Here is a 14,655-nt window from a genome sequence, read left to right on the forward strand (position 1 = left end):
GGCGTTCCACGGGTTGGTGACGGCCCGGCCGGTGGGTAGGCTGATCAAGCGGAACACTGTTCCGATAACCAACATACGGAACAACGTTCCGTTTGCCAACGGGAGTGACGGAGGTAACGTGACGTGGCCGACATCGACAGCGGCTCGGAACAACCGGTCCCGCGCAAGCGGGCCGACGCCCGGCGCAACGAGAAGGCCCTGCTCGACGCCGCCGCGGCGGCGTTCGTCACCTCCGGTGTCGACGTCCCCGTGCGGGACATAGCCGTCAGGGCGGGCGTCGGCGTGGGCACGATCTACCGCCACTTCCCCACCCGATCCGACCTCATCGTCGCCGTCTACCGGCACCAGATCGAGGCGTGCGCCGAGGCGGGACCGGCCCTACTGGCCGACAGCGACACGCCACACACCGCCCTGGCGCGGTGGATCGACCTGTTCGTCGACTTCCTGGTCACCAAGCACGGCCTCGCCGCAGCGCTACAGTCCGACAACGCCGCCTTCCAGACCCTGCACGCCTACTTCCTCGACCGGCTCGTCCCGGTCTGCGACCGGCTCCTCGACGCCGCCGTCGACGCCGGCGAGATCCGCCCCGACCTGGACGCCCACGAACTGCTGCGCGGCGTCGGCAATCTCTGCGTCGGCGCGGGCAACGATCCCCGTTACGACGCACGCCGCCTGGTCGACCTCCTCGTCGCCGGGCTTCGCGTCGGCTAGGTGACGCTGCCGGTAGACGCCCGGACGGGACGCGGGGGGCAAATGCGGAGCCGCGTACGCCACCGACTACCCAGCGGCCATCCCGGAGCGGGGCTCGCCGCGCCGTGGGCCCGACACGGCGGTTGACGCCCCATAGCGACTTGACGCCACCCTCGTCCGACCGATCCAGTCGTCACCACTCCGTCTGCTGTCCGTCACTGCCCACGTGGGCGATAGCGGAGCTGCACGACGCCGTTTCCGAATCGGCGCTGGTCGAGCAGCTCAAAAACGATCCGCGTGCCGGTCGGCAGCCCCGGCTTACCCCCGCCGACGACCACCGGCCAGACGAGCAGCCGGCACTCGTCGACCAGCCCGGCCTGCAACGCCTGCGCCGCGAGGTGGGCACCGCCAATGGTGAGATCGCTGCTGGCCGTGGCCTTCAGTTCCGCTACCGCGGCGGGGTCGAAACGGCGTTCGATTCGGGTGTCGGCGGTTGACGCCTCGGTGAGGGTGGTGGAGTAGACGACTTTGCTCGCCGCCTGCCAGACGCTCGCGAAGTCGGCCATGAGGTCGGACTGCGCGGCCAGAGCGGCGTCGGTCTCCCAGACGGCCATCGCCTCGTACAGCCGCCGTCCGTACAGGAACGTGCCCACCGACCGCAGAAGATCGGTGTAGAGCACGAAAACCTCGTCATCCATCGGCAACCAGGCGAACTCGCCGCGTTCGTCCTCGACGTAGCCGTCAAGCGACATGTTGTTCACGTAAATCAGCTTTGCCATCCTCATATCCTTCGGTAATCAGCTGTGCGTACCAGGAGATTTCGTCAGCGTGGCGGTCAGCTCGTGAACGCCTGGAGCCGGGTCACCGCTTCCTCCACCACCTCGAGCACCCGGCACCCGGCACCCGGCCGTCGGTCGACGCGCCGGCCGCCGCCCGGGCGGCCGACCAGATCGAACATGCGGCGGACCCTGGCGCACGGGTGCATCGGCCGTCATCTCCCGTGACTGCGACAGCACCCTCGTGGGATGTCCCTCACCCTGACTACGAACGACCCCGCCCGAATCCGACACCGCCCGCCGACATCAACCCAAGACGACGTCAGCCGTACTCTGCTGGCCACGATCCTGGCGCCGGCGACCCGAGGCCGCACCCCGCGCCACGCCAGGGCGGGCAATGCGGATGCGTCTCGCAGAGGCGGGCAGCTACCCTGACCGCATGTGCCGGTACGCCGAGACCCCATACAAGGTCCACTATGTGTGCGTGCCGTGCCGGAGTAGCAGCAAGCAGCCGTGGGACGCGGTAGCTCATCCATGTCCGCGCTGCCGAGCACCCATGGTCCTCGCGGGCCACGATTTCGCCGCTCCCAAACGCCGGGACACCTCCGGTTGGGCAGCCGTGGCGGCGGTGCTTGCCGCGGGACTTCGCTACGAAGGCTTCGAGACGTGCGGCTGCGGGCGCGAACCGAAGTTCCGGCCACGTACCAGCGCACAGCTTCGCCAACGCCGCCGGCTGGCCGCCCGTCGTGGCGTCGCGCTCGCGGACATGCTGGCAGCCCGTGATCCCTATGGTGACGGCGCCTGAAGCATTCCTCGGGAGCGCACATCCTCGATGTCGTGCCCCAGCTTCTCGGTGCCGGCCCGACCGGCAGGGCCACCATGGCCCGGGTTCCGCAACTGAAGCATGCGGGTTCGTGGCCGAGGAAGCTTCAGAATTCGGGAACCCGAGAGCTCCGCAACGCACGCATCCCCCGGTGCGTCTCCCCACTGAACGCCCGAATTGTGGCAGCTCGCGTTCGGGGCGGCTACCGCTTCGGCTGTTCGTGGAGGAGGTCACGCACCTGCATGAGCGCGAACCCGAGGAGGTTGGGGCCCTTCCACCGAGCCGGGTCGGAGGCCGCGAGGTCGTCGGCAGCCAGCCCGATGCCCCAGATCCGGTCTACCGGGCTGGCTTCGACAAGAACCCGCCGCGCGGTACTGAGGAGGAACGCGCGCAGTTCGGCGTGCTGGCCGAACTTGGCCAGGTTGCCGGCGACCACGATGTCGAAGCGGTGCTCGTCCCAGGTCTGTTGGTCGAAGCCGGTGACCCGAGCGCCGAGCGCCTTGGCGGCGTGTGGGTGTGGTGCGGCGAGAATCCGCTCGGCCATGGCGTCGTCGCCGAACAGGGTGGCCTTGCGCCACATCATGTAGTGCTCCGCGGTGGCGAACGCGAGCCCGCCGACGGTGAACGAGGACGGCCACCACTGGCTCAAGCATCCGGCGCCGATGCTGCCGTCGCGTTCCGGCTGATGCCCCCAGAAGAACAGGAACCTGATCCGGTCTCCCCGCGCCTGGACGGTGACCAGATCAGCGACGCTACGACAGGAAGCCAGCATGATCGCGAGTGTGCTCGACCAGGACCGCAGCGCGCCACCCCTAATTCGCCACCAGGCGTGGCCCTGGAGCCAGCAGCATGAGCGTGCGCCTGATCTCGTCGTCTGTACCGCCGGGCAGCAGCGCGAGGAGACTTCCCTGCCGTCAGCCGACGGCTCTCCAAGGTCGGCGACGGCGTACCTACGATCGGTGCATGAATAGCGGGGCGTGGTTCATCGTCGGGTCGCTGGTCGCCATCCTTCTTGTCCTTGCCGGACTCGCGCTGTTTCTCCGACAACGGGCAAACGCGGATAGGTCCGATCGAACGCTGAGGGCAGCTCGTCGCGCCATCCGCCAGAGCGGACGCGACAAGCGTCACCGGGACAGGGGCAGTATCCGCGGCAAGGGATACGGCGGCGACGACAGCCAGGGCTTCAACGCCGGCGTTTCGAGCGACGGCGGGACGCCGTAAGGCGACGTCGACCAGCCGGGGCAACTCCTCGTCATGACAAGCGTGGATGGCGGCAGGAGTGGATGGCCTGGCCGCTACAAGCTGCGTCCACGGCGCGTCCGATCGAGCTGTCAGGCGTACGAGGGCCGGCGCGGGTCGAGCAACTCGGTGATGCGGCCCCGGTCGAGGACTTCGATGAGTGCGTTGGTACCGCGTTCGACCTTGACCGCTATCTCTTCTGGGTGCAGAGGGATCAGCGCGAGCAACGCGATTCGGATGCCGCCGCCGACGTCGATCGTCCGGGCCTCTGGCGGCACTCGCAGCATCGGCGTGACGACGACTCCGGCGAACGGGGTGTCCGACGCGTACGGCTGCGCGGGATCGCCGTTCGGCACGGAATGCCATTCGCCGATCCAGGTTCCGTACTCGTGCGGCAGCCGAGCTACCTGCTTGAGGATCCGCAGCGGCCACCCGATTTCGTCACCGAGCCCGGCTACCTCGGTCAGCGGCCAGTCTGCCGGCAGGCAGAGCATCAGTTCGGCGTACGGGCTGATGTCGTGGCCCTCTGGGACCGTCATCGGCAGCTCACTCATCCCAGAAGTGATAAGTGTCCGGTACGGGCGTTCCGTGGTCGGGGCCACGACATAGACATGCACACTGACCAGGTGCGAGGCGATCTCGTGGTAGACGAACTCGACGGGTCCGAAGTGTTCCTCGATGTGTCGGTCGATAGCGTCGGTGAAGGCCTGCTGCGGCCCTTGCGCCGGTACGAACCCGTCGTGCAGCGACTGATGGCGGAGGACTCCTGACCCGCGCGACTCGTCCATGGCGACGCAGCCTATGCAAGGGTCCAACGGGGCGCGACCGGGGGCACGCTCATCGGCAAAGAGCCAGCGCTCCAGATCGGCCGGGTGCCGTCGGGTGGGTGCCGAGGGTGGCATGACAGCCGTCGCGGCGGTCAGGCCGGTTCGCCACCCCAGGTGAGGGCGAGCCACAGGTCGTTCATGGAGTTGTCGTTCAGGTGCAGGGTGAGCGGGCCGACAGCCGCGGGCAGCGGGTCGTCCGCGAGTGCGCCGACCCGCAATCCGCCCAGCGCCGTGTCGGCGACCAGTTCGTGGACGGCTCGTCCGGGGTCGTCCGGCGGGGCGGTCGACACGGCCACCGTGGGTGGTGTGTCGGCGTCCGGCTCGGCGAAGAGCTCGAACCCGTGCAGGGTGACCGCGCCGACAGCACGAGCCCAGTACGGGTAGTGCTCGTCTCGCAGGGTCAGTGACAGTCGCGCCTCCGGGTTGCCGCCGTCGAGTTCTGCGGCGGTGAACCGGGCCCACTCGGTGGGGAACTCGTGCCGGACCGACAGCAGTCGCAGTGAGCCCGTGGCCGCCGCCTGCCCGACCCGGTCCCGCACGTGTGTCTGCGCCGCCGCGCGCAGCGGGGCGCCGCCGTCCCGGGCGGTGTAGCGCAGGTGGAGGATCACGTCGGAGATCGTGCCGTGGTCGAACTGGGGCAACTCGGTGGGCAGTTCCAGGCGCCACCGGCTGATCGCGCCGGTGCCCTCGAACGGCAGGTACCGGTCGTCGCGCAGGTTCACCTCGAACATTCCGCTGTCATTGGTGCCGGCGCTGGTGACCACGGACTGGACGCCGCCGAAGTGGTCGCTGAACCGGTCGTCGCCGTCGCCGTCGCGCGCGTACCCGCCGTCGCGCAGGGCCGGGCTGACCCGCACCGAGCTGCCCTGCAGGGTCAGGGTGGCGTTCACCCCGGTGTACGGGCCGACGACGCAGGGGATGCTCAACGCCACCGACCGCAGCCGACGGAAGTAGTGCCCGGGGCAGCCGATCAGGTCGAACAGGTCCTCGGACACGGTGAACTCGCACGATCCGGTGGCCCGCAGCCGCAACAGCGCGACCGGGTCGAGCTGGCGCAGGCTGACATGGGTGGTCAGCTCGTACTCGCGCCGGTTCTGCTCGTGGTAGGCCATCTCCATGCGCTTGAGGTCCAGGTACAGCTTCTCCCCCGCCAGCAGGCCCTCCTTGCCTGCCTGGTAGCCGTAGCTGAGGAAGGTCTGGTGCGGGTCGCCGAGTTCGTGTTGCAGCGCCCGCTCGGCCCGTTTCGCCACGTCGTAGGCGAACTGGAAGTACTGCCCGTACAGCCCGCGCACCTCGCGGCGCAGCCACGCGTACAGCTCGTGGTTGCTGGTCTTGCCGGTCTTCGGGTCGGTGAGGAACCGCTCCACCTCCTCGGCGTGCCGGATCATCTCCTGGTGGTTGCGCCACTCCCGCTCGGCCAGCGCCTCCCGGATCTGCGCCGCCCGCCACTGCCGGTAGATCTGGGTGATCTCGCTGGCGACAACGTTGCGTTGGAACGTCCATTCCTGTTCCCGCCGCTGGTACGTGCCGATCTTGGCGGCCTGGTTGGCCTCGAAGCTGAGTCGACCGGCGATGCCGCGGGCGACCGCGGATCCGGCGTCCAGCACCTGCTTGAGGTGTACGCCGCCGAACGACACGCCGACACCGATTCCCCACGGTTTGGCCGAGCCCTCGACCTGTGGGACGAAGCCGACGATCGCCGCGATCGCGTCGAGGCCGGCGGCGGTGTCGTGCAGGATCTGCGCGCCCCACAGCAGGTCCAGTTCCTTCGCCTCGTACGTGGACAGCTTCCGCCCGTCGGTGTCGACCACGTCGGTGTCCTCGATGTCGACGTCGATGGTGCGGTGCGCGAGTTCCGGCTCCCGTGCCGAGAGCCGAAGCCGCAGCAGCGCGTCGGTGTCGAGCTGGTCCAGGGCGGGCACGTCGATGTCGGTCTCCTCGGTGCCCAGCAACCGCTCGTAGTAGGTGAGCCGGGCGACCGCGCCGTGGAACGTCATCTCCAGCCCTTCACGGGCCTTGACCGACTCCTGCCACTGTCCATACCGGATGGCCTCGCCGAGCCGGAGCATGCCGGTCTCGTGCCGGGCCCGCAGGATCGCCAACGCCTCCGCGTCCTGCTTTTCGATCGTGGCCAACAGCATCCCGCCGAGTGTCTTGACCTCGTGGCAGATTTCGGCCGCCTTGGCGGCCAGCACGGTGAACCGGACCAGCGGCAGGGGCTGCCCGAGGCCGGCCACGATGGCACCGACGTCGAGTCCGGCGGCGGCGGCCTTGGCCAGCAGCGCCGGGTCGATCGGCGGGTCGAACAGCGGCAGCCGGCGGAACACGCCGTGGATGTCCAGGCTGTTGCGGATCTTGAAGAGCCGGTCGGCCACGGTGTCCCAGTACCCGAGCAGCTTGTCGTTGCGCGGCACGCAGAAGTACAGCGACGTGGCCACGCTGCGCAGTGCGGCCACCGGGGCGCCGTCGGCCGCCTGCGGCACGCTCACGTGCGTGTCGAACGGCAGGTCGACCTCCACCTCGGCGAGTGCGTTACCGAACTCGTCGAGCTTGCCCCGCAGGCTCGCGTACGTCTGCGGCTGCGGTTGGCCCTTGCTCGGCACCTCCTGCGGCCGGGGGCCGAGCAGGTTTGCCGCGAGTACGTAGAGCTGGGTCGCTTCGTTGATGCTCTCGCCGGTGTCCTGCCGGAACAGGTCGTCGCCCCAGCCGATCAGGTTGTCCAGGTAGGACATCACCGCCTTGAGCATGAACGAGGTGTGCCGGTAACGCGCCACGGCGTGTGGTCGGAACGGCGTGTCCTTCCATCTGCCGATCGCGTCCACGGTCTCTTCCCACAGCTTCGGGTCGGCCCCGGTGGAGAGGTTGGCCAGCACCCGCTCGATCAGCGTGGGGTCGCCCTCGCGGAATGGCCGCACCTTCCAGTACCGGTCCGGGGTCGGGTGGTCGCTGTCGTCGGTCGGGTCGAAGATGTGGTGCAGCCACCGTTGCGCGTCCGCGTAGCGTTGGCTGCGGCTCAGGTGTACGGCGATGGTCAATGGGACGTGGTAGAACAGCTCCCAGTTGTACGCCGAGTACGCGCCGCTGGACGAGAAGTCCAGCTCGTGCACCGGGTGCTTGTGCCGTTGGTCGTTGACCACCAGCAGCCCGCTGGGGGCGTACCGGGCCGTCGTGAACAGCTCTTCGCGCAGTGGTGGGGTGGCGGTGTCGGCGTCCTGCAGCCCCCGCACCGACCCGGTGATCAGACGGTTCACCAGCTCGGTGACGTACGGGTGGGTGTGGTTGTGGAAGCGGTACTTGAGCAGCCGTACCTTCTTGACCGTCGGCACCGCCGGTTGCTCGGGCTGCGCCACCACCTGCGGTCCCCGCTCGGCGAGCCACGTCGCGTGGTACGACGGCGCCAGCGTGCTCGTTAGGTCGATCGCCATGACGGTCAGCTCCTCGGGGTGGGGTTGGTGGCTTGATTCCGGACGACCGAGCCGTGTGGGCCGGTCCGGAACAGGCGGCCGGGGTCGGTCAGTAGGCCGTCGGCGCCGATGGGCTTGCCGTCGAACACGACGACGGCCTCGTCCCGGGTGAGGACGTCGACCGGTCGGGCGATCGGCGTCCTACCGAGCACCACGTCGGGCCGGACCGGTCCGTCGAGCGGGTCTGGGAACGCCGCGGCGACCGGCTGCGCGGCCCAGTACTCCGGCTTGTCGAATTCCCGCCAGATCGGGTTCTGCGCCACCACGGACTGGTCGGCGTCGCCTATCGAGAACTCGGTCCAGTCCGGCTCGACGAAGAAGGTGTTGCTGGCGTCGGTGAAGAAGAACGGGTCCTCGGGCCGGTTGACCGACTGGCCTGCCTTGCCCGTGCCGGCCGGGCTTTTCGTCAGCTTCGCCGGGGGCGGCACGATCACCAGGTGGTATCCGCCGGGAACCGCGCCGAGGATGTCCTCGGTGATGTCGCAGGGCGCGATGCCCTGCGCGGTGATGGTGTGCCCTTCGACGTGCACGTGGAACGCGGGTCCGGTGCCGCGCCACCGGCCCTGACCCGCCCGCGTCAGCGGCTGGTCGTTGCCGGTGAGGTACGGCGGCTCCAGGGGCGTCCGGTACGCGCCGCTGTGCGCCGGCGGCACGTGCCGGCTGAGCACCGTGAACGACTGCGCGGCGCCCTGTCCGAGCAGGCTGACCGAGACCGCCCCGCTGGCCAGGACGTCGGCCCAGATGAACACCTTCGACGCGGTGAACGTGGCGTCGACGTACTGGATGTGCGGCTCGTCGGCGGTGGCCAGCACCGGGTCGCTCCACACTCCCGGGCCGGCACCGGACGGGGTGTAGCAGCTCCAGTAGAGCTGCACCTCGATCTTCTTGCGAGGCTTCAGGCCGGTGATGGTGCTGACCGTGACGTCGGCCGCCTTGGTGCTGCCGGACTGCTGCTCGGCCTCCGCCTGCGGCAGGAACAGCACCCAGAACAGGTGGATGCGGCCCTGCCACATGACCATGGCGAGATGGTTGCCGTCGATGGATGCGGTCACCGGGATCCACGGCGTCCAGGACCGGTGCGACCAGGTCCGGTAGTAGTACCTGCCCGGTGCCGCGCCGGTACGGGCGACGACGTGCAGCACGTTGGTGGCCGGATCGAGCTTGCGTTCCAGGTAGATGGACCTGATGTCGAGCCGGGCGATCTCGTCGAGGCCACGCAGGTAGCCGAAGAACGCGGCTTCCACCGCTGACTGGTCCAGGTCGCTCTCCAGCAGTGCGCTTTCGAGTTCGGTGAACAGGTGCGTCTTGTCGTCGCGGAACTCGGGTTCCAGCCAGTTCTCCGGCCACAGGAAGATCTTGCGGTTGGCTTCCCAGACCCGGTACCGCTTCATCCAATCCCAGTGGTCGGCGTTGATCGACGACGGCGACACGTCCTCTTCGAGGTTCAGCAGGCAGCGCTGGATGAACAGTTGCACCGACGAGATCGCCAGCCGGAGCCGGGAGGTCAGCACCACAGGTTCGGTGCCCGGGTCGATGAGGAAGTGTTCGAACAGTTGCTCCATCCGCTGGTAGCCGGTGCGCTGCAGCACCTGTGCGACAAGGGCGTCGCGTCGCTGCTGGCGCAGCCGGTCGAAGATCGGCTGCGCCACCCTCCGCCATTGCTCCTGCGGGTACCTCGCCTTCACGGTGTCCCGCACGTCCTGCGCCACCACCCGGTCCGGCGTCGGCGTGGCCCAACGGCCCAGCGCCGCCGGGTCGACCCCGATCCGGTTCGCCAGCGCGAGGACCCGCCACAGCCGACCGAGCCCCTGTTCCTGGGTGAAGTCGGCGGCGACGGCCTGGTCCCCGGTCACCGCGGCCGACGCGCCGACCAGTTCGGCGGCGGCGCGGACGATCGCCGGGGCGCGCCGGGTCATCGTCGCCAACCGCGTGGTCACGTCGGTCAGCACGGTTTCGGCCACGTCGTCCGGGTCCGCGCCGGCCGGCACCCGGCGCCGGGCGGTGACGAACACGTCGATCAGGTCGGCCGGTTCGGCGGCCAACTCGCCGCGCAGGCGGGCGTAGCCGGCGAGCCTGAGCAGCTGCCGGAACCGGGCCTGCACGGCGTGCGGCGGTTCCGCGGCGGCCGCGGTCGGCAACGCACCGAGGTCCAGGCCGTCGAAGTCGTCCGGATGGGTGGTCAGGTGCCGTAGTTCCACTTCGGTCAGCCCGAGTTCCCCGGCCAGGTAGAGCACCTTGCCGAGCAGCCCGTGCACCCGGTGCAGCCGGTCCACGGTGGAGCGTTGGTAGGTGACCAGTGCGGTCACCGGGCCGGTCGGCAGGTGCTGACCGCGCACCAGCAGCGTGACGACGGTGCCCGCGGTGTGTTCCAGGGTGAACCCGTACGCAACGCCGGCCCGCAGCTCGACCTCGGCCGCCGGTGCGTCCGCCGCGATGGTGGCGGCAAGCACCGGCTCGCCGAGGTGATCGAAACGCAGTCGCACCTCGCTACCGGCGTCGCCGGCGACGGTGAACCGGTACCCGCCCGACGCCGGCACCTCCAGGTATCCGGTGACCAGCCCGTCGGTGACGGTCAGGCCCCGGACCCCACTGGCCAGGTAGGCGTCGAGCAACGCGACACCGGCCACGTCCGGGTCGTCGAGCAGGGCCGGGTTGGTCAGCAGGGCGGACACCAGGCCGGGGTCGGCGTCGCGGTCGGCCGCGACCGCGTCCACGACCGCGGCGCGAGCCAGCCGGTGCCGCGCGTACGGCAGCAACGCGGCGGCGAGCAGACCCCGGCGGGTCGCGTCGGCGGCCTGGTCGGTCGGCGGCGTGAACACCACGTCGCGATCGCTGTCGCCGAGGAATCCGACCTCACCGACGCCGGGGATCTGCCGTCGGCGCAGGTGCTCGTCGAATACCTCGTCGGGCAGCGCCGCGACGCCGGTCCAGGCGTCCAGGAACGCGGCCACGACCGGCTGATCCAGCACCAGCGCGAGGGTGCGGGTGAGCACCTCGTCGGTGAAGGTGAGCGCGTCGGTGGGGACCGCGTACTCGGCCGAGATCCGGCCGAGTACGGCGGCCAGCGACCGGACCAGCGCCAGCGGCGGGTGCGCCGCCGCCCGGTGCCGACCGACCGGGTCGAACCGGTGCCGCAGCAGGAAGTCCAGCTCGGCGACGGACAGGCCGGCGGCGGCCAGCGCGCGGACCGTCTCCACGAAGCGGAGGGTTTGCTGGTACGGGTGGTCGTCGGCGGCGTCGGTGACCGGCCCGTCAGGCAACGGCGTGAACGGGTCCAGCCCGGAGAGGTCCTTGAGGACAAGCAGATCCGCCACGCTGACCTTGAGCAGGCGGGCCAGAAGTCCGTGCCGGTACAGCAGCGACACCGTCGTCATGGTCAACGGTGCGGTGGCCGGGTCCAGCCCGGCGCCTTGAAGGATCAGTGTCACCTCGTCGGCGGTGAGCCGCAGCGCCGCCTGGACCGCTTCCCGGTGCTCGCCAAGGGGCACCCCGGCGGTGAGGTAGGTGCCCGGCTCCCCGGCGAAGACCGGGTCCCGGGTCTGCGGCGTGCCGGTCAGGAACAGTTCCTCGTACCGGCGGTCGGACAGCGGCGCCCACAGCACCAGCAGGTCGCGCCGGACGGCCCGACCCACGTTCAGCACCTCACCGAGGCGTTCCAGCCGGGACAGGCCCAACAGGGCGCTGCCGATGGCCGGTCCGAGGGTGGCGCCGGTCCGCGGATCGGGATCGGTCGGCAGGAACGTCATCAGTGCCTGGTCGGTGTCCTCGATCGACCAGTCCAGTCGCCGCCAGATCCGGACGAACCCGTTGAGCAGCAGGAAGTCCACCGGGTTGGCGGCGCCGTCGACGTGCCGCAGCGTGGTGTCCTGCCAGTCGCAGTCCTCGACCCCTTCCGGATCGGCCAGTATCAGCGGGTTGCCGGCCGCGTCGCCCAACTCGGGGTTCACGAACCTGGTTCGCAGCAGGGTGAGCAGCTCGCGGTAGGTGACGCCGAGCCGGCGGGCCAGCGTGCGGGCGTTGGCCAGTTCGCCCCACTGCCCGGCGGGCGCGTTCGCCGGGTACCCGTACCGGTCGGGCCAGGTCGGCAACGGGTTGGCCGCGGTCAGGACTGCCAGTTCGGCGGTGGAGAATCCGAGTTGCTCGTAGCCCACGGCGGCAAGCCCGTAACCCGTGGCGGGGCGCAGCTCGTCGGAGGAGCGCAACGCCTCCAGCAGTTCCCAGAACGGCACCTCGAAGTGGCGGGTGAACGCCCGTACCGTGGCCAGCCACAGGTCGAACGGCGCCGTCATCGGATACCGCGCCTGCCGGAGCAGGTCGTAGGCGGCCGGCAGGAGGTTCTGCGGTTCGGCCTGCAGGTCCTCGCTGGCGGCCGGACCGGTGTCGTAGGCGGCGTCCGGGTTCAGCTCGTGCCCGTTGACCAACCAGAACTCCAGCACCTCGTTGACGACGTCGATGTAGGGCAGCGCCGTGTTGGTGTTCTGACAGGTCAACAGGGTGTGCGGCAGGTCCGGCCGGCGGTCGGTGAGGCCCAGGTACGGGCTCTTGGGCAGCGCCGGGGCGTCGTCGAGGAACTTCAACAGGTCGACCAGGTACGCGGCGGGGCTGAGCACCGACCGGCAGTGCTCGCACTCGCAGTAGTCCAGCGAACCGAACAGCGACTCCAGCGTGGGGAACTGCTTGACCAGGTCGGCCTGTGCCGCGCTCACCACGTCATCGGGCCTGGCCAGCGCCGGCAGCAGCCGGGCCGAATCGAGCTGCTTCGCCGCCGTCACCAGGTTCAGGGTGACCGCGGTGACCTGCTGCGCGCGGCGCCAGGTGAGTTCCGCCTCCGCCCGGCTGGGGAACTCGTCGCCGTAGCGGGCCACGAAGTCCCGTTCCGGCACCGCGCTGACCTGGTACGCCGACCGCAGGTTGTGCCGCTGGAGGACGCCGATCGCCTCGTCGCTGGCGGTGATCTGGTACTGGCGGTTGAGCGTCGCCAGGTGCGCCGAGGCGGCCTCGGCCCGTTCGTCGGACAGGCCCGCGAAGAGTTCGTCCCGATGCTCGGTGACGAAGCGGTGCAACGGCCGCTGGCCCGGGACGAACCCGGTCTGGGCGGCCCGGTCCAGCACCGTCGCCACGTCGCCGGCGAGCACCGGGTTCCGGTCAGCCAGCGGCAGTTCGCCGGCGCGGACCCGCTCGCCGAGCACCTGGGTCGGGTAGCTGACGCGTACCTTGAACGCCAGATCGGCGGTGTAGGCGGCCAGCCGCTCGTCCACGGTCGCCGCCTGATACGCCGGCGGGATCATCGCCTCCAGCACGCGCTCGTTGCCACCGGCCAGTTCGCGCAGCCGGTCCTGCCAGGCGGCCGGCTGGTACAGCCGGCCGGCGACAAGCGTCGTGGGCAGGCGCTCGGTGCTGCCGGCCTCGGCGCGCAAGCTCTCGGTCAGCCTGGCGCTGTTCATGGTGAGCGTGCCGAGCTGGGCGGTCAGCTTGAGCCGGTCGGCCGGCAGTCCGGCCCGCGCGGTCGCCTCCCACAGGGCGCTGGCGTTCCCGGTGTGGGCGGAGAATATCTCGTCGAAGCGGTCCTGCTGCTCGGTGGACAGGCCGGTGGCCTTGAGCATCGAGCCGTAGCTGGATGGCGTGCCGTTGATGGCGAGCTTGCGCCGGGTGCTGCGGCCGAACGCGTCAAGACGCGCCTGCGCCGCCGCGATGCCCGCGTCGTCGAGGCGGACCACGCCGGCTTCGACCGCCTTGCGCAGCGCGTGTCCGATGCCGACCGGGCTGATCCGGGCGAGCTGGACCGAGTCGGCGGGCAGGCCGGCGCGCAGCAGGCCGTAGCCGACCTGCGGATCGATGTCGACGGTGGCGGCCAGCCGCTCGGCCGACGCGGCGACCGCGATCAGCCGGGCGTCCCAGCCGGTGGCCTCGCGGAGCAGCGCGAGGTCCCTGCGGTCGTCGTTCTCCTGCGCCTGTCCCAGCTTCGCGTCACCGAGGTGCTGCCGGACGCTCGCGCTCAGCCGCGCGAACTCGGTGTCCGGCGGCGGTAGCTGCGCGGCGGGGATCACCACGTTGACCGGGCCGCCGAGGTCGACCCGGTCGGTCGGCGGGGCCAGCGGAATCTCGGTGCCCGCCGCGCCGACGGCCCGCACGTCCAGCCGCTTCAGCCGCGCCGGCAGCTCGGCGTCCATTGCGTACTGGCCGTCGGCACTCGTGACCACCTCACCGAGGAGGGTCGCCGTGCCGCCGAAGCCGGGCGCGTAGAAGCGCAGAGTCACGCCCTCGGCCGGGACGCCCTTGTCGGTGAGCAACACCCCGGCCAGCCGGCGCGGCGGCACCTCTGCCGACGACGGCACCGGCCGGTCGGCGGTCGGCCGATCTGGTGCCGGCCGGTCGGCGGTCGGCCGATCTGGTGCCGGCCGGTCGGCGGCCGGCCCGTGGAGCCTGGGGCCGTCGGGCCCGGGCTCGTCTGATCTGGGCTCGTCCGGGCTGGGCCTGTCTGATCTGGGCTGGTCCGGTCGCGGCTCGGCGATCGGCGGTGCCGGCGTCACCGGCACCCGGCCCACCACCGACTCGGCCGGCGGGTCGTTCAGCCGCAGCACCGTGGTCGCCAGCTCGGCCAGCGCCCGGTCCAGCACGGCTGCCGTGTTCTTGTCGACCACCGCCGTGTCGACGAGCCCGTGCGACACCTGGAACGCGGCCACCGCCTGGGCGGTGCCCACACCGAACAGGCGCTGCGCCCGTTCGGTGTCCGGGATCGCGTACCCCAGCCGGGTCAGCTCGGCCTGCAGGGCCACCACGTCCTCACCGGATAGGCCGGCGCGCAGGTCTCTGCCGTGCAGTCGCATGTCTTCCTC

At 70.4% G+C, this 14,655-nt stretch carries 9 protein-coding genes; 3 read left to right on the forward strand and 6 right to left on the reverse strand.

The genetic code is table 11. From position 1 onward, the window contains the following. Positions 1-123 precede the first annotated feature (123 nt). The gene (locus ACFQUZ_RS20560) at positions 124-711 is read left to right on the forward strand and encodes a TetR/AcrR family transcriptional regulator (protein ID WP_377444628.1); all 588 of its coding nucleotides are present in this window, start codon (positions 124-126) and stop codon (positions 709-711) included. 194 nt (positions 712-905) lie between these two features. Here ACFQUZ_RS20560 and ACFQUZ_RS20565 read toward each other — a convergent pair whose 3' ends face one another. Next, positions 906-1,469 carry a dihydrofolate reductase family protein gene (locus ACFQUZ_RS20565; protein ID WP_377444631.1) on the reverse strand — a complete coding sequence of 188 codons (564 nt, stop codon included), beginning with the start codon at positions 1,467-1,469 and terminating at the stop codon, positions 906-908. Positions 1,470-1,525: 56 nt separating this feature from the next. Continuing rightward, positions 1,526-1,648 carry a hypothetical protein gene (locus ACFQUZ_RS20570; RefSeq protein ID WP_377444634.1) on the reverse strand — a complete coding sequence of 41 codons (123 nt, stop codon included), beginning with the start codon at positions 1,646-1,648 and terminating at the stop codon, positions 1,526-1,528. Positions 1,649-2,022: 374 nt separating this feature from the next. Between ACFQUZ_RS20570 and ACFQUZ_RS20575 the strand changes: the two genes are divergently transcribed. After that, a complete protein-coding gene (locus ACFQUZ_RS20575; RefSeq protein ID WP_377444638.1) occupies positions 2,023-2,271 on the forward strand; it encodes a hypothetical protein in 249 nt (82 codons plus the stop codon). Between the two features lie 220 nt (positions 2,272-2,491). Here ACFQUZ_RS20575 and ACFQUZ_RS20580 read toward each other — a convergent pair whose 3' ends face one another. Beyond that, positions 2,492-3,061 carry an NADAR family protein gene (locus tag ACFQUZ_RS20580; RefSeq protein ID WP_377444641.1) on the reverse strand — a complete coding sequence of 190 codons (570 nt, stop codon included), beginning with the start codon at positions 3,059-3,061 and terminating at the stop codon, positions 2,492-2,494. Positions 3,062-3,252: 191 nt separating this feature from the next. Here ACFQUZ_RS20580 and ACFQUZ_RS20585 point away from each other — a divergent pair, with 191 nt between their 5' ends. Next, entirely contained in the window at positions 3,253-3,510 is a 258-nt protein-coding gene (locus ACFQUZ_RS20585; protein ID WP_377444644.1) for a hypothetical protein, read from the forward strand. 110 nt (positions 3,511-3,620) lie between these two features. Here ACFQUZ_RS20585 and ACFQUZ_RS20590 read toward each other — a convergent pair whose 3' ends face one another. The 3 genes from ACFQUZ_RS20590 to ACFQUZ_RS20600 all read right to left on the reverse strand — a co-directional run bounded on the left by ACFQUZ_RS20590 (position 3,621) and on the right by ACFQUZ_RS20600 (position 14,646). After that, positions 3,621-4,316 carry a suppressor of fused domain protein gene (locus ACFQUZ_RS20590; protein ID WP_377444647.1) on the reverse strand — a complete coding sequence of 232 codons (696 nt, stop codon included), beginning with the start codon at positions 4,314-4,316 and terminating at the stop codon, positions 3,621-3,623. A 131-nt stretch (positions 4,317-4,447) separates the two neighbouring features. Then, entirely contained in the window at positions 4,448-7,780 is a 3,333-nt protein-coding gene (locus tag ACFQUZ_RS20595; RefSeq protein ID WP_377444650.1) for a hypothetical protein, read from the reverse strand. Positions 7,781-7,785: 5 nt separating this feature from the next. Continuing rightward, a complete protein-coding gene (locus ACFQUZ_RS20600) occupies positions 7,786-14,646 on the reverse strand; it encodes a neuraminidase-like domain-containing protein (RefSeq protein ID WP_377444653.1) in 6,861 nt (2,286 codons plus the stop codon). Between the last annotated feature and the right edge of the window lie 9 nt (positions 14,647-14,655).

Origin of the sequence: Plantactinospora sp. GCM10030261 (assembly GCF_042666615.1) — a bacterium.
In the GTDB taxonomy this organism is placed as follows: Bacteria; Actinomycetota; Actinomycetes; order Mycobacteriales; family Micromonosporaceae; genus KBS50.

Bases quoted from the DNA above. Each gene is read 5' to 3' on its own strand.
- ACFQUZ_RS20600 (WP_377444653.1), bottom strand. From the start codon at position 14,646: ATGCGACTGCACGGCAGAGACCTGCGCGCCGGCCTATCCGGTGAGGAC.
- ACFQUZ_RS20570 (WP_377444634.1), bottom strand. From the start codon at position 1,648: ATGTTCGATCTGGTCGGCCGCCCGGGCGGCGGCCGGCGCGTCGACCGA.
- ACFQUZ_RS20565 (WP_377444631.1), bottom strand. From the start codon at position 1,469: ATGGCAAAGCTGATTTACGTGAACAACATGTCGCTTGACGGCTACGTC.
- ACFQUZ_RS20580 (WP_377444641.1), bottom strand. From the start codon at position 3,061: ATGCTGGCTTCCTGTCGTAGCGTCGCTGATCTGGTCACCGTCCAGGCG.
- ACFQUZ_RS20595 (WP_377444650.1), bottom strand. From the start codon at position 7,780: ATGGCGATCGACCTAACGAGCACGCTGGCGCCGTCGTACCACGCGACG.
- ACFQUZ_RS20575 (WP_377444638.1), top strand. From the start codon at position 2,023: ATGGTCCTCGCGGGCCACGATTTCGCCGCTCCCAAACGCCGGGACACC.
- ACFQUZ_RS20585 (WP_377444644.1), top strand. From the start codon at position 3,253: ATGAATAGCGGGGCGTGGTTCATCGTCGGGTCGCTGGTCGCCATCCTT.
- ACFQUZ_RS20590 (WP_377444647.1), bottom strand. From the start codon at position 4,316: ATGGACGAGTCGCGCGGGTCAGGAGTCCTCCGCCATCAGTCGCTGCAC.